The sequence below is a fragment of the Streptomyces sp. OZ13 genome, assembly GCF_052068155.1.
In the GTDB taxonomy this organism is placed as follows: domain Bacteria; phylum Actinomycetota; class Actinomycetes; order Streptomycetales; family Streptomycetaceae; genus Streptomyces.
Genome location: NZ_JBQHCZ010000003.1, coordinates 443,000 through 464,193, shown reverse-complemented (window position 1 = coordinate 464,193; position 21,194 = coordinate 443,000). Strand labels below are relative to the sequence as shown.

The window sequence follows — 21,194 nt, the reverse complement described above, 5'->3', positions numbered from 1 at the left end:
CCGCCAGACCTACCCTGAAAGTATGGCTGGGCGTGGAGACCCGCCCGAGGGGACTCCCGAGGGGCTCCCCGGCGGTGGAGATGACGAGTACGGATCGGTCGTCTTCGACGAATCGTTCATCCGTGCTGCCCGCGTCCAGGAATTCTCCGCGGTGGAGCGGATGGGCGGGGACGCTCCGGCCGTGCGCAGCCTCCCCACGTGGAACGCCGGACGGGTCCCAGGCCAGATCCTGCTGCTGGTCCTCCTCGTCGTCATCGCCTTCGGCACCGCGATCTACCTGGGTGTCCGGCACCCCTACCAGCCTCCCCAGGCCCGGGAGGCCGAGCCGTTGCGCGTCACCGTCGTCCCACTGGCCCCGCAGGGCCCGGTGCCGGGCGGCTCGCCCGCCGAGCTCTTCGCGAGCAGCCAGGCCGATCAGTTCCGCACCGGAGCCGCGGGCATCACCATGCCGCCCATGCGCCGGACCGAGCACTTCTCGGAGACGCAGGTGATGACCGCGCTGGCGACCGCCAAGGACTACCTGGTGACGTCGTCGCTCGACCCCGACGTGCTCACCGGTGACGCCGTCCAGCCCGTGCGTACCCTGCTCCACCCGGACCAGATGGCGCAGTTCGACCGGAGCGTCGCCTCACCGGCCGCCGACGGCCGGCACGCCACCACCGGCTGGCTGGTCCGCTTCGACCCCGCGAAGGTCGCGCTGGCAGATCCGGACGTGCGGGTGCGGGGCACGCTCACCGTCACGGAGGCGGGGAGCGGCGCCCTGGAGATCGTCTCCGACCACACCTTCGTCTACGCGCTGCGCCGGGCGGCCGTCAGCGGTCCGGGCATGGACGAGGCCTCGCTCTTCACGGTCCGCCGCGAGCTCCACTTCCGCTTCGACCGGGACGACCTCGCGCACCGTCGCCTGGAGGTGCGGGTCAGCAACCTCCAGGCCGGGCCGCAGGCCTGCTCGTCCGACGTGTCGGGAGCGCTGCATCCGCTGCTGTCCGGACAGCGGGCGGATTCCGACGGCCCGGCCGGCACCGACCCGTACGCGACGGGCCGGGCCACCGTGGCGCTCTGCGGGTCCCTCGCCCCGGAGGCTCAGCCGTCGCCCTGAGCGCTGCCGCCGCCCGCCGGACCGGTGCCGTTGCTGTCGCCGGCCGGACCGGTGCCGTTGCTGCCGCCGGCCGTCTCGCCGGCCGTGCCGCCGTTGCCCATGAACTTGTCCCGCAGCTTGCCGCCGAGGTCGCCCGCCCCGCCCGCTATGTCGCCGACCAGCTTCATCAGCGGGTCCTTGCTGGTGCGCACCGTGTCGGCGTAGTGCGAGGCGGACTCGCGGAAGGAGTCGGTGACCGAGGCGTCCTTGTCCTCGGTGCGGCGGGGGTAGTGGCCGTCCATGATCCGCTGGTAGTCGCGGCTCTCCGCCCACTTCTTCAGCTCGGCGGCGCGCACCGTGGTGAACGGGTGCGACCGGGGGAGCACATTGAGGATCTTGAGGACCGAGTCGCGCAGGTCGCCCGCGGACTCGTACTCCTCCGCCTGCTGCAGGAACGCGTCCACGTTCATCTCGTGCAGATGATTACCGCCGGCGATCTTCATCAGGCCGCGCATCGACGCCTGGAGGTCCTGGCCCACGAGCAGGCCCGCGCGGTCGGCCGACAGCTCCGACTTACGGAACCACTCGCGCAGCGCCGTGACTATCGCCATGATCGCCACATTGCCGAGCGGGATCCAGGCGACCTTCAGGGCCAGGCCGGTGAGGAAGAGGAGGACCGTGCGGTAGACGGAGTGCCCGGAGAGGGCGTGGCCGACCTCGTGGCCGACGACCGCCCGCATCTCCTCCTCGTCGAGCAGCTCCACGAGCCCGGTGGTCAGGACGATGATGGGCTCGTCCAGGCCGATGCACATGGCGTTGGGACGCGGGTCCTGCGTCACGTACATCGCGGGGACCTTCTTCAGGTCCAGGATGTAGCAGGCGTCGCGCAGCATGTCGTTGAGATGCGCGAACTGGGCGTCGCTCACCCGCACCGAGTCGGAGAGGAAGAGCAGCCTCAGACTGCGCTCGGGAAGGAGCGCGCTGAGCGCCTTGAAAACGGTGTCGAAGCCGCTGAGCTTGCGCAGCGCGACGAGCGCCGAGCGGTCCGCGGGGTGTTCGTACGCCCGTGAGGAGATCTCCGGGAAGCGCTTGCGCTGCCTGCTCGGTACCTGCTCGTGGCTGTTGGTCATGGTGCCCCCTGTTGGTGCGAGTCCTCGCTCGTCCCCCTGACGGACCTCAGCCTAGGGGCTGGGGCCGCGGCACGGCGGGGCCTGTGGACAACTCCCGGGAACCCCTGTGACGGCGTCTGCGGTGGGCACAACGACTGAGTCGGCGTGAGCGTGCCCGGGAGGCCCGCATACGATGTCCGCGAAGTCTCCGACTCCCACTCCCGATCGATTGGTCCTGTTGAAGATGAGCCTCACCGGCACCGCCGCCAACCTGGTCACGCTCGCCGAGGGCGCCGAGCACGGCGGCAACCACGAAAGCCTCAGCCCGTACGTGACCGGCATCGGCGCCTTCGTAGCCCTGATGCTGCTGCTGTGGATCACCACCCGCTTCAACCGCGACCGCTGATCCCTGGCCGGCGGCCGGTGCCAGTAGGCTCTGCACGCATGGGAGAGCAGATAGTGGCCGCGGGCTCCGGCGCCGGCTCCGGTCCGGGCAGACGCCGACTCGGCGTGATGGGCGGGACGTTCGACCCGATCCACCATGGACACCTGGTGGCCGCCAGCGAGGTGGCCGCCCTCTTCCACCTCGACGAGGTGGTGTTCGTGCCGACCGGGCAGCCGTGGCAGAAGAGCCACAAGAACGTGTCGCCGGCCGAGGACCGCTATCTGATGACGGTCATCGCCACGGCGTCCAACCCGCAGTTCTCGGTGAGCCGTATCGACATCGACCGCGGCGGCCCGACGTACACCATCGACACGCTGCGGGACCTGCGCTCCCTCAACGAGGACTCGGACCTGTTCTTCATCACGGGTGCCGACGCGCTCTCCCAGATCCTCGGCTGGCGGAACGCCGAGGAACTCTTCTCGCTCGCCCACTTCATCGGAGTGACCCGGCCGGGCCATGATCTGACCGACGACGGCCTGCCCGAGGGCGGAGTCTCCCTGGTGGAGGTTCCGGCGCTGGCCATCTCGTCGACCGACTGCAGGGAGAGAGTCGCCCAGGGGGACCCGGTCTGGTACCTGGTGCCGGACGGTGTGGTGCGCTACATCGACAAGCGCCAGTTGTACCGCGGCGAATGAGCCGCGGAGAGGGGCACCGTTGAACGACCAGCAGAATCCTTACGACCCGTACCACCAGCCGCAGATCATCGGCTACGACGAGTACGGACAGCCGGTCTATCAGCAGCCCCAGCAGTACGACCCCTACGCACAGCAGCAGGGCGGCCACTCTGGGCAGCAGGACGGGCAGAACCGCCCGGGCCCCGGGGCCTACGGTTCCACGCAGGACTACGGCTCGGCGCAGGGCTACGCCCCCGAGCAGGGATACGGCGGCGCAGGCGGCGGCTACGGCGGCACCGGCCAGGACTACGGCCGGCCCGGGACGTCCCAGGGCTACGGATACGACCCGTACGCCCCGCAGGCGCCGGCGGGGCAGGACCAGGGCTACGACCCTTACGCGTCCGGCCAGGACGGTTACCGCTACGACACCGGCACCCAGCCCGCCGTCGACACCACGGCGCAGTGGTTCCCGCAGCAGCAGACTCCACAGCAGCAGCAGGTCCCACGGCAGCAGGTCCCACAGCAGCAGGCCCCTCAGCATCAGGAGCAGCAGCGTCCCGCTCCCGTGGCCCGGGAATCGGCCGGGGTGCCGGAGCAGCGCCGTCCGGCGGACGGGGCGGAGCGTCCGTACCAGACCGAGCAGTTCTCGTTCATCGAGGAGCCCGACGAGGACTCCGAAGACGTCATCGACTGGCTGAAGTTCACCGAGAGCCGCTCGGAGCGGCGCGAGGAGGCCAAACGCCGGGGCCGCAACCGCGTCGTCGCGCTCCTGGTCACGCTGGCCCTCGTGCTCGTCGGCGGCGTCGGCTACCTCTGGTACGCGGGCAAGCTCCCCGGCCTGTCCGGCTCCGGCACGAAGAGCGAGGCGGCCGCCGGCCCGCAGAAGCGCGACGTCATCGTGGTGCACCTGCACAACACCAAGAAGAAGGGCACGTCCACCGCCCTCCTCGTCGACAACGCCACCACCGGTCAGGGCACCACCGTCCTGCTTCCCGACAACCTCTCCGTGGCGAACGACGACGGCACGGCCACCACCCTCGGCAAGTCCGTCGAGGACGACGGGGCCGCCGGTACCCGTGAGGCGATCGGCACCCTGCTGGGCGCCAAGGTCTCCGGCACCTGGCGCCTCGACACCCCGTACCTGGAGAACCTCGTCGAGCTGGTCGGCACGATCGACCTGACGACCGACACCGAGGTCCCCGGGGCGGCGAAGGGCGACGAGCCGCTGGTGAAGAAGGGCGAGAACCAGACACTCAACGGGCGGGCGGCCGTGGCGTACGCCACCCACGTGGGCCCCGGGGAGGCCGAGGAGAAGCAGCTGCTGCGCTTCGGCCAGGTCATGCAGGCGGTGCTCAAGAAGCTCCCGGACGACCCGAAGTCGGCCACGGTCATCGTGGAGACGCTGGCGCAGATCCTCGACCCGTCCCTCAACGAGCGGGACCTCGGGACGTCCCTCGCCAAGCTCGCCGAGCACGCGAAGGGCGGCGACTACAAGACCGCGCTGCTCCCCGTCCAGGAGGACGGCACGCTCAGCGACGAGGCCGCGAGCAGCGTCGTCAAGGACGTCCTCGGCGGCTCGGTCAGCGCTCCGGAGCCGGGCGACACCCTCCGTGTGGGGATCAAGAACGGCAGCGGGAAGGCCGATGCCACGGAGCAGGCCCGGGTCATCCTCATCAACGGCGGCTACAACGTCATCGACGGAGGCAAGGCGGACACGGTCGACGCGTCGCAGGTCACCTACGGCGACGACGCGCAGAAGGCGAAGGCGGAAGAGGTCGCCAAGACGCTCGGTCTGCCGGCCGGTGCGGTGAAGAAGGGCAAGACCGCCACCAACGCCGACGTCTCGGTCGTCCTCGGCCCCGATTTCTCGACCGAGGAGCCGGAGTGACAGGGGCGACGCGGGGGGCCTGAACATCGCTGCGTGGGGTGTCGGCGGTCCGTGAGACCCTTGAAGGGTTCCTGACCGCCGACGAAAGCCTGCCTGTGACCGCCACGGATCGCTCCATCGAGCTCGTCAACGCCGCCGCCCAGGCGGCGGCCGACCGGCTCGCGCACGACATCATCGCGTACGACGTCAGCGATGTGCTCTCCATCACCGATGCCTTCCTCCTCGCCTCCGCGCCCAACGACCGCCAGGTCAAGTCGATCGTCGACGAGATCGAGGAGCGGCTGAACAAGCAGCTCGGCGCCAAGCCGGTGCGCCGCGAGGGCGACCGCGACGCCCGCTGGATCCTGCTCGACTACGTCGACATCGTGGTGCACGTCCAGCACACCGAGGAGCGGGTCTTCTACGCCCTCGAGCGGCTCTGGAAGGACTGCCCCGAGCTCACGCTCCCGGAGGACGCCAGGAAGACTCGCGGCAAGGCCAAGGAGCACGCCGAGCTCACCGGCGGTGACACGGAAGGGGAGCAGCGCTGAACGGCAACAGCAGCAGCGGCGGCGGCGCCGGGAGCACCCGGCGGGCGCGCGGCCGGCGCATCGTCCTGTGGCGTCACGGCCAGACCGCGTGGAACCTGGAGCGCCGTTTCCAGGGCTCCACTGACATCGAGCTGACCGAGGCCGGCGTCGCCCAGGCGCGCCGTGCCGCCCGGCTGCTCGCGTCGCTGAACCCCGACGCGATCGTCGCCTCCGACCTGAAGCGGGCCGCGGCGACGGCGGGCGAGCTGGCCGGTGTCACCGGCATCGACATCTCCTACGACGCCGCCCTGCGCGAGACGTACGCGGGCGCCTGGCAGGGTCTGACCCACGAGGAGATCATCGAGCGCTACGGCGACCAGTACGCGGCCTGGAAGCGCGGCGAGCCCGTCCGGCGCGGCGGCGGGGAACTGGAGACCGAGGTGGCCGACCGGGCCGCTCCGGTGGTGCTCCACCACGCGGAGAAGCTCCCCGACGACGGCACGCTCGTCGTCGTCAGTCACGGCGGCACGATCCGCACGACCATCGGCCGGCTGCTCGGTCTCGAGTCCCAGCATTGGGAGAGCCTCGGCGGGCTCACGAACTGCTGCTGGTCGGTGCTGGGCGAAGGCGCGCGGGGCTGGCGCCTGCTCGAGCACAACGCCGGCACCCTGCCGGAGCCCGTCCTCGGCGACGACACCTGAGCGGGCCGGGTCCGGCGCGCACCGCCCGGCGGCGGTCCCGGACCCGGATTTCACTTTCCGGCAGGTCGCAGGCTAAAGTTCTTCTTGTTCGCAGCGCGGAGCGCGAAGAACACGCGGGGCTATAGCTCAGTTGGTAGAGCGCCTGCATGGCATGCAGGAGGTCAGGAGTTCAATTCTCCTTAGCTCCACAATCGGATCCCGTCCCCTTCCAGGGGGCGGGATTCTTCGTTCTTGTCCGGTCATGACCGCCTCCCCGCGGTGCGTGGCCGATCTCGTACGCGAACGCCGCTGACCACCGTGCGCGGCCGTGGCAGAATCGGACGGCCGGAGGGGACACCGGCGGTACGGGAGGGAGCGCACGATGTCCGCCAGCGGCGAGGAAGCCGGGGAGGCTGCCGATGACCTGCTTGCCACGGCGGAGGCCGGTGCTCGCCTCAGCTGTCCTTCCTGTGGTTCTGTCCATGTCGCCCAGGTCCTCGGGGACAACGGCGGCGTTTCCTTCGTGTGCACGGCCTGCGGCCACAGCTGGAGCTGAGTGATGGGTGCCCACAGGCGTAAATGCGACTGGTGCGGCAGCGGTACGCCGATCGTCAGGGACATGGATCCGGTCAATCCCGAGTTCCAGTACTGGTGCGAGGAGTGCGCGCGGGCGCTGATCATAAAAGGCGACCCGATCGAGACCTACCGCGAGCTCGAAGGTGAACCGATCTACGGTCGGCTCCTGGACGAGCACTGCACCCTCAAGCGTTTCTATTCGTTCGCGACGGCCTGACAGCCTCGGCGCCCGACAGCCCCAACGCCTGACAGGATGTCGGATCCGCCCCCTTTGTCGCTCCGCTCGTGAACGGGGCGAACCAGGGCATCACGGGCGGGGCCGGAAACGATTTGGAGATGCGGCGACGGGGGCGTTAATGTTCTCTACGTCGCCGCCGCGGGGGAAACCCGGGAGCGGGGCGGCACACAGCAAGGGGCTATAGCTCAGTTGGTAGAGCGCCTGCATGGCATGCAGGAGGTCAGGAGTTCAATTCTCCTTAGCTCCACAAGAGACAGTGAAGCGGGCCACCCGGATCGGGTGGCCCGCTTCACTGTTGTGCGTCGCTGTCGTCAACTGCGGCCGGTGCCCAGGGCCTTGCGGTTGCTGCTGGGGAGCGCCGGACGCGCGGGCGGCGGAGTCGGGCCCGAGGAAGGCACCTGCTCGATCCGCATGGCGAGGGCGGGGCAGCGGCGCACGGCCCGCTGAGCGCGGCCCCGCATGTGCATGGGGACCATCGCGTCGGCCACCGACGGGTATCCGTCGGGGTTGAGCCGGATCAGCTCCGGGATGATGTCGGCGCACAGTCCGTGGCCCTGACAGAGTGTCCAGTCGACGAAGATCTTCTCACCGCTGGGGATCGACTCCTCGGCCTCCTCGTAGCCCGGCAGGGGCAGGGGCAGCACACCCGTGGTGTCGCGCCCGCAGCCGCCGTGCAGGACGTGCGCCGCCAGGTCGTCCGTGAAGGCGGACAGCGTCGAGGCGAAGAACCGTGCCGAACCGTCGGGGTGCTTGCAGGCGCCGCGGCCCTTGACGGCCTGGGTGACCTCCCGCAGCGCCTCCAGCGCCGCCGGGCCACCGCCGTTCATCACATCGGCCAGACCGCCGGCAGCTGCGGGCAGCCCGAGCTTGCAGGGGCCGCACTGGCCGGCGGTCTCCGCGGCCAGCCAGTTGGCCACCCGCAGGGCCTCGCCCAGCGGGCAGGTCTCCGGACCGATCGGCAGGATCGCGCCCGCTCCGAGGGCGCCGCCCACGGACGCCAGCGACTCCTTGGACACGACGGCCTCGTGGACAGCGGCAGCGTCGATCCAGTTCCCGTGGTAGCCGCCCGTCAGCACGCCCTGAGGCTGCGGCGGGGCGCCCGCCAGCTGGAGCACGTACCGCAGAGGCACACCTGTCGGCACCTCGACGACCATCGGCCGGGCCACCGCTCCGGAGATCGTGAGCATGACCGTGCCCGGTTCGGAGTCGAGGCCGGTGTGGCTGTAGCGGCGGGCGCCGATCCGCGCGGCGACGGCGAGCTGCGCGAACGTCTCCGCGTTGGACAGCAGCGTGGGAGCGCCGCCGACGCCCGTCTCCGCGGCGCGCACGCGCCGGCCCGGCGGCAGAGCGGGGCCGCCGTTGACGGCCCGGATGACGGAGGACGCCTCACCGGAGACCATGCGCTCCGGGGTACGCACCACGCGGGCGCGCAGGGCCTGGCCGCGACGGTCGGAGAGGCCGCGTTCGGCGAGCGCGGCCCGCATGGAGATCTCGGTCGAGTTGCGGGTGACGGCGACGACGAGGGTCCGGGCGCCGAGCGCCTCCGCGGCGAGCAGCGCGCCGTCGAGGATGAGATGCGGCGCGCGGTTGAGCAGCACCGTGTCCTTGCGGCAGGCGGGCTCGCCCTCGCTGCCGTTGACGACGACCACCGGCCGTATGCCGCGCCGGATGGCGGACTTGGCGACGGCCCGCAGCTTCTTGCCGAAGGGGAAGCCCGCGCCGCCGCGACCGGTGAGGGATATGTCCTCCGCCAGCTGCGCGAGGCGCTCGCCGCTCACGGGCTCGAGCGGCCCGTGCACCTTCAGATGCATGGGCAGGTCGAGGCGGTCGACGAGGTCGAAACCCTGCGTCAGCTGGGGAAGGCCGACGACGCGGACCTCCGGGACGTCGGGGAGGGGCGCGTTCACGGTCGTTCTCCTGCTGGTGCGTGCCAGGGCTCTCCGGCCGGGGGCGGGAAGAGGGGGCCGGGCAGTGGCGCCGTCTCGTCGTACGCAGGGACGTTTCCGTTGTCGTACGCGGACCGGTCGCCGTACGGGGCTGCGGGTGCGGGATCGGTCAGGGGTGTGTCGTAGGAGGCCGGCGGCGGGTAGCCGCCGGTGGTGTCGTACGCGGCGGACGGCGCGTAGCCGCCCGCGGCGTTCTCGGCGGAGAAGCCGCCGGTGTCGTACGAGGGGACGCTGCCCGTGTCGTACGAGGTGGGCGCTTCGAAGGGGGCGGCAGCGACGTACGGCGTCGGCGGCGTGTCGTACGAGGGCGCGGCGTCGAAGAGCGGCGGGGGAGGGGTGTCGTAGAGGGGCTGGGCCGGGTCGGGCCGCACCGACTGCGCCGGGGGAGGCGGCGAGGGCGTCGGCCAGCTGCCCGTCCGCGGGCCCGTCTCCGACACCACGGGTATCTCCTCCGTCATCGGTACCCGCTCGGCGAGCGGGGCCGACGGCTCGCCCGCGAGCGAGACCGCGCGATAGGCGGCGGACATGCCGGTGCGGCGGCCGCCGGTGGGCCCGCCGCTGTCCGGCACGAACGCCGGCTCCTCCTCGTAAGGGCGTGGGGCCTCGTACAGCTGCGGCGACGGGGCGGCGAGCCTCGGAGGCTGGGCGCGCGCCTGGCCGAGGGGCGGCTGGAAGTCCTGTTCGTACGGGCGCTGCGACGGCACGCCGTTCATTGCGCCGGTCATGCGGTCCACGCGGTCCATGCGGTCCATGCCTGCGGGTACGGTCGGGCGGCCCGTCCCGTTCATCCCGCTCACGCCCGGAAGCGGCGCCGTGGTGAGATCACGCTGGGCCTGCTCGTCCGCGGCGGCCGGCCCGCCGGCTCCGGTCAGAGACATGATCTTGGCGGCGATCCGGCGCTGGACCGGCTGCGGCATCATGCGCACGGAGACCGCCGCGGCGACTCCCAGGAGGGCCAGGCAGTACATGGTCACGACCCACGTCGCGGCCGGCCGGCCGGCGTAGAGGCCGTGGACCAGGGCGAAGCACCAGGCCGGGTACGCCAGCATGTGCAGCGGCCGCCAGCGGCCGGCGACCTTGATGTTGCCGGCCAGCGCACTGCGGAGGGCGCCGGTCGTACCGGCCACCACCATCAGGAACCCGGCCAGCGAACCGAAGCCGATGAGCGCCTCCGTGCCGGTGACGCCCAGACCGAACGGGATCATCGCGCCGAGCAGCGACACATGTCCCAGCGACACCTTCACCGTGGCGTGCAGCAGCAGGAACCCGAGCGAGGCGATGGCGGTCGCCCGGTGGATGCCCTGCGCGAGCAGCCGGTGGCGGGGCGAGAGCAGTAGACGGTCGGTGGCGATGAGGCCCCAGGCGACGGAGGCGGTCAAGGACACCAGGGAGAGGACCCCGGTGGTGAAGTCGAGCGCGGCGCGGAAACTGTCGCTTCCTCCGACGGCGAGCAGGGGTAGGAGCACCAACGCGGCCGCGGAGATGCCGCCTTGCACCTGGCGGCTGAGTCCGCGGCCCGGACCGGGCGACAAACGCATCTTGAGACGAGGGTTCATGGGGCGACTCCGAATGGTGCGGGAAAGCTGTCCCGTTGACGCACTCTAGGTCGACCCATACCAACCAGTACGAGGTTTCAAGGTTTATCGAGGTGAAGTGAGCACAACTGACTCGGGGGTTGCCCTGGATAGGGTCGATACGCGGAGTAACCCGGACGCCTTGATCGCCGGAGTCGGCCGGAACCCGCCGTTCACTGCTCCCGGGGGCCCGGAACGGACACTCATGCGGGCGGTTCCCCTGCTGCGGTACCCTGACGCCATGCGTGCCGTACGCCTTCTGCTTAGCGAGCCGCGCTGATCAGTCCCGACGGATGAGAAATCCGGTCGGAATCGGCGCGGCGTCCCCTCCTGTGCGAGGGGATTTTTCATTTCCCCTGGTACGTGAATCGGCTGGCAGTCGGCAGAGACGATCGATGGAGCTTCAAGGATCATGAGCGAGATGAACTCGGCTGCGGAGACAGCAGCCCCGCATCGTTATACGGCTGCCATGGCGGCCGACATCGAGGCACGCTGGCAGGACTTCTGGGACGCGGAGGGCACCTATCAGGCGCCCAACCCGAGCGGGGACCTGGCGGGCGACCCCGCACAGGTGGCCAGGCCCAAGAAGTTCGTCATGGACATGTTCCCGTACCCGTCGGGTGCCGGGCTGCACGTCGGCCACCCCCTGGGGTACATCGCCACCGACGTCTACGCCCGCCACCAGCGCATGACCGGGCACAACGTCCTGCACACGCTGGGCTTCGACGCCTTCGGCCTGCCGGCGGAGCAGTACGCCGTGCAGACCGGCACGCACCCGCGCGTGTCGACCGAGGCGAACATGGAGAACATGAAGGCGCAGCTGCGCCGGCTGGGCCTGGGTCACGACAACCGCCGATCCTTCGCGACGATCGACCCGGACTACTACAAGTGGACCCAGTGGATCTTCGTCCAGATCTTCAACTCCTGGTACGACGAGAAGGCCGACAAGGCCCGCCCGATCGACGAGCTGGTGGCCCAGTTCGAGAGCGGCGCCCGTGAGGTGCCCGGAGGCCGGGCATGGAGCGAGCTGAGCTCCCTGGAGCGCGCCGATGTCCTGGGCGGCTACCGCCTGGCCTACGCCTCCGACGCGCCGGTCAACTGGTGCCCCGGCCTGGGCACCGTGCTGGCCAACGAGGAGGTCACCGCCGACGGCCGCTCCGAGCGCGGGAACTTCCCCGTCTTCAAGGCCAAGCTGCGCCAGTGGAACATGCGCATCACCGCCTACGCCGACCGGCTGCTGAACGACCTGGACGCGCTGGACTGGCCCGAGGCCATCAAGCTGCAGCAGCGCAACTGGATCGGCCGCTCCGAGGGCGCCCGCGTCGACTTCGCCGTCGACGGCCACGACGCTGCGCGGATCACCGTCTTCACCACCCGCCCCGACACCCTGTTCGGCGCCACCTACATGGTCCTGGCCCCCGAGCACGGCCTGATCGACTCCATCGTCCCGGCCGAGTGGCCGGAGGGCGTCAAGGAAGAGTGGACCGGCGGCGCCGCGACCCCTGCCGAGGCCGTCGCCGCGTACCGCAAGCAGGCCCAGACCAAGAGCGACGTCGAGCGCCAGACCGAGCACAAGGACAAGACCGGTGTGTTCACCGGCTCGTACGCCGTGAACCCGGTCACCGAAGAGCGGATCCCCGTCTTCGTCGCCGACTACGTCCTGATGGGCTACGGAACCGGCGCCATCATGGCCGTCCCCGGACAGGACGAGCGCGACTGGGAGTTCGCCGAGGCCTTCGGGCTGCCCATCGTCCGCACGGTGCAGCCGCCGGAGGGCTGGGAGGGCGAGGCGTTCACCGGAGCGGGCCCCGCCATCAACTCCGCCAACGACGAGATCTCCCTGAACGGCCTGGACGTCGCGGAGGCCAAGGCGAAGATCACGGCCTGGCTGACCGACAAGGGCATCGGCGAGGGCACGGTCAACTTCCGGCTGCGTGACTGGCTGTTCAGCCGGCAGCGCTACTGGGGCGAACCCTTCCCGATCGTCTACGACGAGGACGGCGTCGCGCACGCGCTGCCCGAGTCGATGCTGCCCCTGGAACTGCCGGAGGTCGACGACTACTCGCCGCGCACCTTCGACCCCGACGACGCGGACACCCAGCCCGAGACGCCGCTGTCCCGCAACGAGGACTGGGTCGACGTCGAGCTGGACCTGGGCGACGGACCCAAGCGCTACCGCCGCGAGACCAACACCATGCCCAACTGGGCGGGTTCGTGCTGGTACGAGCTGCGCTACCTGGACCCGCACAACAGTGAGCAGCTGGTCGCGCCCGACATCGAGCAGTACTGGATGGGGCCCCGCGAGGGACAGCCGCACGGCGGTGTCGACCTGTACGTCGGCGGCGCGGAGCACGCCGTGCTGCACCTGCTGTACGCGCGCTTCTGGTCCAAGGTGCTCTTCGACCTGGGGCACGTCTCCTCGGTCGAGCCGTTCCACAAGCTGTACAACCAGGGCATGATCCAGGCGTACGTCTACCGTGACGAGCGCGGCTTCCCGGTGACGGCCACCGAGGTCGAGGAGCGCGACGGGAAGTTCTTCCACGAGGGCCGGCCGGTCAAGCGCGAGCTGGGCAAGATGGGCAAGTCCCTGAAGAACGCCGTCACTCCGGACGAGATCTGCGCCGAGTACGGTGCCGACACGCTGCGCCTGTACGAAATGGCGATGGGCCCCCTGGACGTCTCCCGGCCGTGGGACACCCGCGCCGTCGTCGGACAGTACCGGCTGCTGCAGCGGCTGTGGCGCAACGTCGTCGACGAGGCGACCGGCGAGGTCACCGTCGTCGAGGGCGAGCCGGACGAGGCGACGCTGCGCGCCCTGCACAAGGCCGTCGACGGAGTCTCCCAGGACATGTCGGCGATGCGTTTCAACACCGCCATCGCCAAGATCACCGAGCTGAACAACCACCTGACGAAGACGGGCGGCCCGGTGTCGCGCTCGGTGGCGGAGCGCCTGGTGCTGCTGATCGCGCCGCTGGCACCGCACATCGCGGAGGAGCTGTGGCGCAGGCTGGGCCACACCGACTCGGTCGTCCACCAGGACTTCCCGGTCGCCGACCCGGCGTACGTCGTGGACGAGACGGTGACCTGCGTCGTGCAGATCAAGGGCAAGGTCAAGGCCCGCCTGGAGGTCTCCCCGTCCATCACGGACGAGGAGCTGGAGGCACTGGCCCTGGGCGACGCGGCGGTCGTCGGCGCCCTGGGCGGCGCAGGAATCCGCAAGGTGATCGTGCGGGCGCCGAAGCTGGTCAACATCGTGCCCGCGTGACGAGGGGCGGGTTCGTGCCCGCGTAACAGGGGCGGATCGCCCCTGGGCGACAGGTGACGGGCCGCCGGGGGTTTCCCCTACGGGCAGGTTGGGGGTTCCGAAGGAACCTACGGCCTGCCCGTTCCGTTTACCGTGGAAGGACCACAACCGACGCCGGAGGGCGCACATGGAAGCCGCGATCATGATCCTGGCGCTGCTCTTCTTCGCCTTCGTGGCACTTGGGGTGTACGTGGGTGTCAAAGCCGTGAAGGCCGCCAAGCGCGGTGTCGAGCGCACCGTCACCCAGGCACGGCGCACGGTCGAGGACACCGCGCTGCGCGCCAAGAGCTACGGGCAGACCGGCGTGACCGGCGAGCTGGCGCAGCTGCGGCTGAAGCTCCGCACCTCGATGAGGGCGACACAGGAGGCGCTGAACGCCGGCGCGGCCGAGGACGCCTCCCTGTCCGAGTCGCTGGCCCTCTTCCGGCGGCTCAGCGCACACGGTCACGAACTGGACGAGGAGCTCAGGCGTCTCGAGCGCGAGCCCGACCGTGCCACGGTCGCCGCACTGATGCCGGGCCTGCGCGAGCGTACGGAGCGGATCACCCACTCCGCCGACTCGCTGCGCTGGGCGGCGCGTGACCGCGCCCAGAAGTTCGCCGAGGACGATCTCGACGCGCTGAGCTCGCAGATCGACATGGAGGCGGGCGCGCTGCGGCACTGGTCCGCGACCGACGTCGGCGGGACCGCCGAGCCCGCGGCATGGCCGGAGGCGCCGGAGTCCGGACGTCCGGCGTCGGCACGGCCGGAGCCGGGGGCCCGCACACGGTCCGAGCGGTCCGAGCCGGAGGACGAGACGCCCGGCCGGCCACAGGCGATCACCGCGCCGGACCCGCGGCAGACCACCTACCCGTGGCAGAAGACCGCCCGCCCGGAAACCACGAACTGACGCCTGCCGCAGCGGCCCGACCACCCCTGCACACGGCGTGTGGACAGGTCGGGCTGCCGTACGGCGCCGCCTGCGGGTAACCTCCCGCTCATGTCCCGCCATGTCGCGATCGTCACCGATTCAACGGCCTACCTGCCGCCACCGGCGATGGAACGGCACGGCATCACGGCGGTGCCGCTGACCGTCGTGCTCGGCGACCAGGTGCTGGAAGAGGGCACCGAGATCTCGGCCCGCTCGCTCGCCACCGCCCTGCAGAAACGCCGTTCGGTCACGACGTCCCGGCCCAGCCCCGAAACGTTCGCGCAGGCCTACCGCGAGGCCGCGGCCGCCGGAGCGACGGGAATCGTCTCGTTGCACCTCTCCTCCGAACTGTCCGGCACCCACGACGCGGCGGTACTGGCAGCCAAGGACGCACCGGTTCCGGTCAGGGTCGTCGACACCGGGATGATCGCCATGGCGCTCGGATTCTGCGCCCTCGCGGCGGCGGAGGCGTCGGAGGCGGGGGGTTCGCTGGACGAAGTGGTGGCCGCGGCGGAGAAGCGGGCGGCGGACACCGCCGCGTATTTCTATGTCGACACACTCGACTACCTGCGCCGCGGTGGGCGGATCGGGGCGGCGCAGGCGCTGCTCGGCTCGGCGCTCGCCGTGAAACCGCTGCTCCAGCTGGTCGACGGCCGTATCGACATGCTGGAGCGGGTGCGGACGGCGTCGCGGGCGATCGCACGGCTTGAGGAAATCGCCGCCGAGCGGGCCGGAACGGCGCCGGTCGACATCGCGGTGCACCACTTGGCGGCGCCGGAGCGGGCCGCCACACTCGCGGACCGGCTGCGGAACCGGGTGCCGGGCCTGGCCGACCTGCATGTGAGCGAGGTCGGGGCGGTGATCGGGGCGCACACCGGGCCGGGACTGCTGGGCGTGGTGATCTCGCCGCGCTGAGGGGGCGGTGGTGGCGCACGCGGGGTAGTGGGGCGGTGTGGCCCCGGCGCAGGGGGCGGGTCGGTCGCCGCGCTGGGGGTTGGTCGCATGCTGGAAGATTGGGCACCGCTCCGGGGCGGTCGGTCGGTGTGCCGAGGGTCGGTCGCCGGTCCGGGGCCGTGGATTGACGTGTCGGGTGGTGGGTTCGATCACTCGTGAGGGTGGTCGAGTTATCCACAACGGGCAGCTTTTCCCCTGGAATTGGGTGTCGTCGGCGGGTTCGGACGAATGTGCCTACCGTCCTGTGACATGGCTCTTCGATCACGTTCCGCAACCAGTGGCCCGGGTCGCGGCCCGGCCTCCGACCGCCGCGCACGCTCCCATGGTCATGGCCACGGTCGCGGCCTCGGCAGACCGCCTGTCCTGACCGGGCACGGGTTCCGGTCAGCGCCTGCCCTGACCGGGCACGGTTTCCGACTAGAGGTGGCGCAGGCCGGCAGCGGAGGTGTGCCTGCTGGTGCTGATGCCGGTGCTGGTGCTGGTGCTGGGGGCGCCGGGGGCTTGGGGCCGTGGGGCCTACGGCCTTCTCGTCTGCGGGGCGGACGCGCTCCGACCGAAGAGGCCGCCGCCCTGCGGCAGCGCGCGGACGCCTTGTTCACGGCCACTGCCGTGCCCCGCGGCGCGGCCGCCGTGCTTCCGGGAGTTCCGCGCGGCAGTTTGCTCACGCGGCTGGCACCGCGCCCGCCCCGGCGTCGGGTGACGCACCTCGCGTCGCACTCGCCGCCGCATCTGCCGACGCCCGTGTCCTCGGGTCCGGTAACGCGTCAGCCCTCCCGACCGGTGCCGGGGAGACGGCGGGTCGGCGCGGGGACGGGCCCCGGACGCGGCGGCCACGGTGGGCGGGTGCGGTCGACAGGGCGGGCCGGGCAACCGGAGCCGGCCGCCTGGACGACGGCGCCGCGGGCCGGCGGCTACGGAGGGGCCGAGGCCGGAAGAGCGGCCCCGACCGGAGCCGCCCCGCCCGGAACCGACGGCGGCGCACCCGTCCCGGACATCCGGAGGGGCGACGCACGGGTGACGGGCGCCGGCGCGGACGTACCCGTTACCCGCGCCGACCGGGAAGCCTCTGTGACACGTACCGGCAGGCACGCGGCCGGGGCAGGTCCGTCCCGTTTCGGGCTCGCGATCCGGGACCGGCTGCCGGCCTGGGTGCAGGTGCGATGTGGGCTCGAGCCGAAGACCCTCGCGGCGCTCGCCGTGGTCCTGGTGGCGGCGGCCGTGTTCGCGGCGCAGCACTTCTGGGTGGGCCGGCCGCAGGCGGTACGGGCGCCGGAGCTCGTCCAGCAGGGCTCGGCCCAGCCGCAGTCCGGGGCCGGGTCCGCCGCAGGACCGGCGGACGAGCCGTCACCTTCGCCGGGCCTGCCGCCTGTCGACCCGCAGCAGGCGGCCCCGATCGTTGTCGACGTGAGCGGCAAGGTGCGGCGGCCCGGAGTGCTCGAACTGCCTGCGGGATCACGGGTGGCCGACGCGCTCGAGGCGGCAGGAGGCGTGAAGCCGGGCACCGATCTGACCGGGCTCAACCGGGCTCGGGTGCTGAGCGACGGCGAACAGGTCGTCGTGGGCGCACCCGCGCCGCCCGCCACGGGCAGTCCCGGTGCGGGCCCTGCCGCGGGAGCCGCCGCAGGCCCGATCAGCCTCAACTCGGCGACAACGGAACAGCTGGAGACGCTGCCGGGAGTGGGCCCCGTGCTCGCGCAGCACATCATCGACCACCGGATGCAGAACGGCGGCTTCAGGTCGGTCGACGAGCTGCGTGACGTCAACGGGATCGGCGACCGCCGGTTCGAGGACCTGCGGAACCTGGTGCGGCCATGACCGCCGTCCCGGTCCACGCCGACACGGGCCATCGGCCGGGCGCGTCCGGTTCTCCTCCGGAAGGACCGACCGATCTGCGGCTCGTCCCACCCGCGCTGGCGGCCTGGGCGGCGTCGGCTCTCGCGCTGGGGGCTCCGGGTCGGTGGACGGCGGTCGGCGTGGCCGCCTGCCTCACCGCCGCGGCACTGCTGCCGTTGTGGGCTGCGGTGTCACGGCGGAGGGGCCGCGGGGACTCGGCGTGTGGGGCGGCGCCACTGCCCAGAGGCCAGCAGGACACGACCTGGTTCCCGGTGTCCCCACGCGGGGGCAACCCGGAGCCGGCAGGGGGTGCCGTGCCACGGCGCGGGGCCGACGACACGGCAGGGGTCGCGGTGCCACCACACGGGCGCGGCGACACGGTCGCGCTGCCACCGTACGGTCGGGGCGACACGGCAGGGGGCGCTGCGTCGTGGCGCGGGGGCCGCCCGGACTCGGCGCCGGGTCCCGGCGGCAGGACGGCCGCACCAGCCCCTTCGGCCCGTTCGCCGCGGTGGCGGAGGGGCGGCACCGCCCTCGCCGGTGTGTTGCTGTGCGCGGCGGCGGGCGCGGCCTCCGCCGGGCTGCACGGCGCGGACCTCCGCCGTGGGCCGCTGCCCGGCCTGGCCGACCGGCAGGCGCGGGTCATGATCGAGTTGACCGTCACCTCCGATCCGCGTCCCACCCGTTCCAAGGCCGCCGGCGACCCTGCGGCCCCGGCGGCGCTGCTGCTGAACGCCGAGGCGACGCGGGTGACCGTGCCCGGCGGAGCCGTCACCGAGACCCGTACCCCTGTCCTGGTGATCGCGTCCCCCGGCGAAGCGCACACCGCCTGGCAGCGTCTCCTGCCCTCCACCCGGCTGAGGGTGAGCGGACGATTGGTGAAGCCGCTCCGCGATGACGATCCGTTCGCGGCCGTGTTACGGGCAGACGGCGGCCCTCCGCCGGTCATGCGCCCGCCGACCGGCCTGCAGCGCACAGCGGGTGGTCTGCGCGCCGGACTGCGCGAGGCCACGGACGGCTTGGCGCCTGACGCTCGTGCCCTGCTGCCGGGGTTGGTGGTCGGAGACACCTCCCGCATCCCCGCCGACCTCCACGACGCCTTCGAAGCGACGGACCTGACCCACTTGTTGGCCGTGTCCGGCAGCAATCTCACCATCGTGCTGATCCTGCTGATCGGTCCACCGGGTACGGCCCTGCTGGCCGAGCGGCGGGGCCTGGCACCCCGGCTGGGTATCACTCTGCGCGGCACGGCGCTGCTCGGAGGTGCGCTCACGCTCGCGTTCGTGGTCGTGTGCCGGCCGGAGCCGAGTGTGCTGCGGGCAGCGGCCTGCGGACTCGTCACCCTGCTCGCCATCGGGACCGGCAGGCGCAGGTCCCTCGTACCGGCACTGGCCGCCGCCGCTCTGCTGCTCGTGCTCTACGACCCCTGGCTGGCGCGGAGTTACGGCTTCCTGCTCTCCGTCCTCGCCACCGCCGCCCTCCTCACCATCGGCCCGCGCTGGAGCGAGGCGCTCCAACGGCGGCGGGTACCGGCCCGGCTCGCTGAGGCGCTCGCCGCGACGGCGGCGGCGCAGGCGGTGTGCGCACCGGTCGTGGCCGTGTTCGCGGCCAGAGTCAGCCTGGTCGCGATTCCCTGCAACCTCGTCGCCGAGCTCGCCGTCGCTCCCGCGACGATCCTGGGATTCGCCGCACTGGCCACTGCACCCGTGGCCGTACCGGTCGCCGAGCTGCTGGCGTGTGTGGCCGGCTGGCCGGCGGGCTGGATTGCGTCCGTGGCCCGCTCGGGAGCGGCTCTGCCCGGTGCCCAGACCGACTGGCCGGGCGGCTGGCGCGGCGGCCTGCTGCTCGCTGGGCTGACCGTGGTGCTGATCCTCGTGGCCCGCCGGCTGACACGACACCCCTGGGCGGTGGCGCTGTGCGCGCTCCTGCTCGTGCTCGCAGTGGTCCGCCCGGCCCCGCTGAGCGCGAAACTGACCGGCTGGCCCCCGCCAGGCTGGGCGTTGGTGATGTGCGACGTGGGGCAGGGGGATGCCATGGTGCTCGCGGCCGGTGACGGCGCCGCGGTGGTCGTGGACGCGGGACCCGACCCCGGTCTCACCGACCGCTGCCTGAGCGAGCTCGGCGTCACAGAGGTGCCGCTGGTGCTGGTGACCCATTTTCACGCCGACCACGTGGCCGGTCTCGAGGGAGTGCTCCGCGGCAGGACGGTGGGCGCGGTCCAGACGACGGCGTTCGAAGAACCGCGCCGGCAAGCGACGTTCGTCCGGCGTACGGCAGCGGCGGCCGGGGTGCCGGTGATCCACGCGATACCGGGGGAGCGGCGCAGGGCGGGGCGGCTCAGCTGGCAGGTCCTGTGGCCCGTCCTGTCCCGCGGCGCGGCACCGGAAGGCCCGAACGACGCCAGTGTGGCGCTGCTCGTCCGGGCCGCGGGCGGGCTTTCCATGCTGCTCCTCGGCGACCTCGAACCGCCGTCCCAGCAACGGTTGATACGGGCGCACCCGGCGCTTCCGGCTGTCGATGTACTCAAGGTCGCCCACCACGGCTCCGCGTATCAGGAGCCTGCTCTGCTGGCGGGAGCCCGGCCACGCCTGGCGCTCATCTCGTGCGGGAGGGACAACCCGAAGACTCGTGACTTCCAGTTCTAGCACGTCGTGCCTGGTCAGCGCAGGGGTTCGCCCCGCTCAGCCACGAAGGTCCCGCGCTGAGGCACGGTGAACAGCAGCCCTTCATCGACCAGCAAGGCAATGGACCGGCGAACCGTGGAGCGTGCCAGCCCGTATTGCTGCACTAGCTGAGTCTCAGAAGCAATCGCGCGCCCTGGTGCCCAGTCTCCGCGAGCAATGCGGGCCCGAAGGATCTCAGCGAGTTGCCGGTAAGGCGTCAGCGGTGCGCCGTGGTCAATCTCAGCGTCAGCGTCCATAGGGCCAGCCTGTGCGTTCACCCTCGACGCTGCACTTTGAGATACGTACAGACACGTAGCGATACAAGGCGATACGTTTGGAGCGACACACAGAAACGCCCCCAGGAACGCCGGGCATGGCATCCCTGGGGGCTTACCGACTGTATTGGAGTCGGCATGAACGAGCGTATCGGCATGGAGCCCCTGAGGCGGCTTCCGTGGAACAGCCCCGAAGACAAGCCCGCGTACGTGGCGCTGGGTGATGGCGTGATCAACCAGGTCGCTGACAGCGTCGAGACGGACACCCTTCGGGCAGCGCGTGCAGACGCCGGTTGCGCGCTGGCGCTGGCAGGCCAACCGGAAGCTTCACAAGCCGAGTTGCGCGCTGGTCTTCGCGCCCTGGCGAACGTGACCCTGGCTGCCGTGGCCGTGGCTGAGCTTCGCGGCGAACGGCTCGACGCACCGGCGGCAGTTGCCTTGAACGAAGCCCTGCGCGAAGCGTTCCGGCGATGAACGGCGAGCGTCCGTTGCTCACGATGCGGGTAAGTCGTGACAGCGGAAGAACCTTCGGGCCCCTGGTGGTCATCACAGCGAAGAAGGCGGCTGCCCCGCTGATGTCCTCGGTATGGCCACCTTG

Annotated in this window: 17 protein-coding genes, 2 tRNA genes and 1 pseudogene; 16 read left to right on the top strand and 4 right to left on the bottom strand. The window is 71.5% G+C overall.

All coding sequences use genetic code 11. The annotated features are described in order from the left end of the window. Window positions 1–22: 22 nt before the first annotated feature. Window positions 23–1,099 carry an SCO2583 family membrane protein gene (locus ACTMTU_RS09180; protein ID WP_441262970.1) on the top strand — a complete coding sequence of 359 codons (1,077 nt, stop codon included), beginning with the start codon at window positions 23–25 and terminating at the stop codon, window positions 1,097–1,099. Here the strand turns inward: ACTMTU_RS09180 and ACTMTU_RS09175 are convergent. Next, a complete protein-coding gene (locus ACTMTU_RS09175) occupies window positions 1,084–2,208 on the bottom strand; it encodes a M48 family metallopeptidase (RefSeq protein WP_441262969.1) in 1,125 nt (374 codons plus the stop codon). The genes ACTMTU_RS09180 and ACTMTU_RS09175 overlap by 16 nt on opposite strands. Before the next feature lie 172 nt (window positions 2,209–2,380). Between ACTMTU_RS09175 and ACTMTU_RS09170 the strand changes: the two genes are divergently transcribed. The 9 genes from ACTMTU_RS09170 to ACTMTU_RS09130 all read left to right on the top strand — a co-directional run bounded on the left by ACTMTU_RS09170 (window position 2,381) and on the right by ACTMTU_RS09130 (window position 7,384). Continuing rightward, window positions 2,381–2,593 carry a hypothetical protein gene (locus tag ACTMTU_RS09170; protein ID WP_005317744.1) on the top strand — a complete coding sequence of 71 codons (213 nt, stop codon included), beginning with the start codon at window positions 2,381–2,383 and terminating at the stop codon, window positions 2,591–2,593. Between the two features lie 38 nt (window positions 2,594–2,631). After that, window positions 2,632–3,267, top strand: a complete 636-nt coding sequence (gene nadD / locus ACTMTU_RS09165) for a nicotinate-nucleotide adenylyltransferase (protein WP_441262968.1) — start codon at window positions 2,632–2,634, stop codon at window positions 3,265–3,267. Window positions 3,268–3,286: 19 nt separating this feature from the next. Next, window positions 3,287–5,134, top strand: a complete 1,848-nt coding sequence (locus ACTMTU_RS09160) for an LCP family protein (protein ID WP_441262967.1) — start codon at window positions 3,287–3,289, stop codon at window positions 5,132–5,134. 95 nt (window positions 5,135–5,229) lie between these two features. After that, on the top strand, window positions 5,230–5,664 hold the full coding sequence (gene rsfS, locus ACTMTU_RS09155) for a ribosome silencing factor (RefSeq protein WP_189467936.1): 435 nt from the start codon (window positions 5,230–5,232) through the stop codon (window positions 5,662–5,664). Further along, on the top strand, window positions 5,661–6,344 hold the full coding sequence (locus ACTMTU_RS09150) for a histidine phosphatase family protein (RefSeq protein ID WP_441263169.1): 684 nt from the start codon (window positions 5,661–5,663) through the stop codon (window positions 6,342–6,344). The genes rsfS and ACTMTU_RS09150 overlap by 4 nt, the downstream gene beginning before the upstream one ends. Window positions 6,345–6,459: 115 nt before the next feature. Next, window positions 6,460–6,532 (top strand) — tRNA-Ala (locus ACTMTU_RS09145). Window positions 6,533–6,705: 173 nt separating this feature from the next. Next, window positions 6,706–6,879: a hypothetical protein gene (locus ACTMTU_RS09140; RefSeq protein ID WP_441262966.1), complete on the top strand. Its 174-nt coding sequence runs from the start codon at window positions 6,706–6,708 to the stop codon at window positions 6,877–6,879. A gap of 3 nt (window positions 6,880–6,882) precedes the next feature. Further along, window positions 6,883–7,116, top strand: a complete 234-nt coding sequence (locus tag ACTMTU_RS09135; RefSeq protein ID WP_005317760.1) for a hypothetical protein — start codon at window positions 6,883–6,885, stop codon at window positions 7,114–7,116. A gap of 195 nt (window positions 7,117–7,311) precedes the next feature. After that, window positions 7,312–7,384: transfer RNA gene (locus ACTMTU_RS09130), tRNA-Ala, on the top strand. Window positions 7,385–7,448: 64 nt separating this feature from the next. On the opposite strand, the gene ACTMTU_RS09125 is transcribed toward ACTMTU_RS09130, so the two are convergent. Both ACTMTU_RS09125 and ACTMTU_RS09120 read right to left on the bottom strand, forming a co-directional pair. Continuing rightward, complete coding sequence (locus ACTMTU_RS09125) at window positions 7,449–9,044, bottom strand: ferredoxin (RefSeq protein WP_441262965.1); 1,596 nt, start codon at window positions 9,042–9,044, stop codon at window positions 7,449–7,451. Then, entirely contained in the window at window positions 9,041–10,639 is a 1,599-nt protein-coding gene (locus ACTMTU_RS09120; protein ID WP_441262964.1) for a hypothetical protein, read from the bottom strand. The genes ACTMTU_RS09125 and ACTMTU_RS09120 overlap by 4 nt, the downstream gene beginning before the upstream one ends. Window positions 10,640–11,069: 430 nt before the next feature. Between ACTMTU_RS09120 and leuS the strand changes: the two genes are divergently transcribed. The 5 genes and pseudogenes from leuS to ACTMTU_RS09095 form a co-directional block, all read left to right on the top strand. Continuing rightward, on the top strand, window positions 11,070–13,922 hold the full coding sequence (gene leuS, locus ACTMTU_RS09115; protein WP_441262963.1) for a leucine--tRNA ligase: 2,853 nt from the start codon (window positions 11,070–11,072) through the stop codon (window positions 13,920–13,922). A gap of 166 nt (window positions 13,923–14,088) precedes the next feature. After that, window positions 14,089–14,850, top strand: a complete 762-nt coding sequence (locus ACTMTU_RS09110) for a hypothetical protein (RefSeq protein ID WP_441262962.1) — start codon at window positions 14,089–14,091, stop codon at window positions 14,848–14,850. Window positions 14,851–14,940: 90 nt separating this feature from the next. Continuing rightward, entirely contained in the window at window positions 14,941–15,786 is an 846-nt protein-coding gene (locus tag ACTMTU_RS09105; protein ID WP_441262961.1) for a DegV family protein, read from the top strand. A gap of 1,107 nt (window positions 15,787–16,893) precedes the next feature. Continuing rightward, a complete protein-coding gene (locus ACTMTU_RS09100; RefSeq protein WP_441262960.1) occupies window positions 16,894–17,640 on the top strand; it encodes a helix-hairpin-helix domain-containing protein in 747 nt (248 codons plus the stop codon). Window positions 17,641–18,044: 404 nt separating this feature from the next. Beyond that, a pseudogene (locus ACTMTU_RS09095) lies at window positions 18,045–20,279 on the top strand (ComEC/Rec2 family competence protein); the annotation flags it as partial. Window positions 20,280–20,317: 38 nt separating this feature from the next. Here ACTMTU_RS09095 and ACTMTU_RS09090 read toward each other — a convergent pair. Further along, window positions 20,318–20,578 carry a GntR family transcriptional regulator gene (locus tag ACTMTU_RS09090; protein ID WP_441262959.1) on the bottom strand — a complete coding sequence of 87 codons (261 nt, stop codon included), beginning with the start codon at window positions 20,576–20,578 and terminating at the stop codon, window positions 20,318–20,320. 156 nt (window positions 20,579–20,734) lie between these two features. Here ACTMTU_RS09090 and ACTMTU_RS09085 point away from each other — a divergent pair, with 156 nt between their 5' ends. Beyond that, entirely contained in the window at window positions 20,735–21,070 is a 336-nt protein-coding gene (locus tag ACTMTU_RS09085; protein ID WP_441262958.1) for a hypothetical protein, read from the top strand. The last annotated feature ends 124 nt before the right edge of the window (window positions 21,071–21,194 follow it).

What these genes read in the sequence shown, in the direction of transcription:
- ACTMTU_RS09135 (WP_005317760.1), top strand. Translation starts at nt 6,883, where the DNA reads ATGGGTGCCCACAGGCGTAAATGCGACTGGTGCGGCAGCGGTACGCCG.
- ACTMTU_RS09120 (WP_441262964.1), bottom strand. Translation starts at nt 10,639, where the DNA reads ATGAACCCTCGTCTCAAGATGCGTTTGTCGCCCGGTCCGGGCCGCGGA.
- ACTMTU_RS09170 (WP_005317744.1), top strand. Translation starts at nt 2,381, where the DNA reads ATGTCCGCGAAGTCTCCGACTCCCACTCCCGATCGATTGGTCCTGTTG.
- nadD (WP_441262968.1), top strand. Translation starts at nt 2,632, where the DNA reads ATGGGAGAGCAGATAGTGGCCGCGGGCTCCGGCGCCGGCTCCGGTCCG.
- ACTMTU_RS09110 (WP_441262962.1), top strand. Translation starts at nt 14,089, where the DNA reads ATGGAAGCCGCGATCATGATCCTGGCGCTGCTCTTCTTCGCCTTCGTG.
- ACTMTU_RS09180 (WP_441262970.1), top strand. Translation starts at nt 23, where the DNA reads ATGGCTGGGCGTGGAGACCCGCCCGAGGGGACTCCCGAGGGGCTCCCC.
- leuS (WP_441262963.1), top strand. Translation starts at nt 11,070, where the DNA reads ATGAGCGAGATGAACTCGGCTGCGGAGACAGCAGCCCCGCATCGTTAT.
- ACTMTU_RS09140 (WP_441262966.1), top strand. Translation starts at nt 6,706, where the DNA reads ATGTCCGCCAGCGGCGAGGAAGCCGGGGAGGCTGCCGATGACCTGCTT.
- ACTMTU_RS09175 (WP_441262969.1), bottom strand. Translation starts at nt 2,208, where the DNA reads ATGACCAACAGCCACGAGCAGGTACCGAGCAGGCAGCGCAAGCGCTTC.
- ACTMTU_RS09085 (WP_441262958.1), top strand. Translation starts at nt 20,735, where the DNA reads ATGAACGAGCGTATCGGCATGGAGCCCCTGAGGCGGCTTCCGTGGAAC.
- ACTMTU_RS09105 (WP_441262961.1), top strand. Translation starts at nt 14,941, where the DNA reads ATGTCCCGCCATGTCGCGATCGTCACCGATTCAACGGCCTACCTGCCG.
- ACTMTU_RS09090 (WP_441262959.1), bottom strand. Translation starts at nt 20,578, where the DNA reads ATGGACGCTGACGCTGAGATTGACCACGGCGCACCGCTGACGCCTTAC.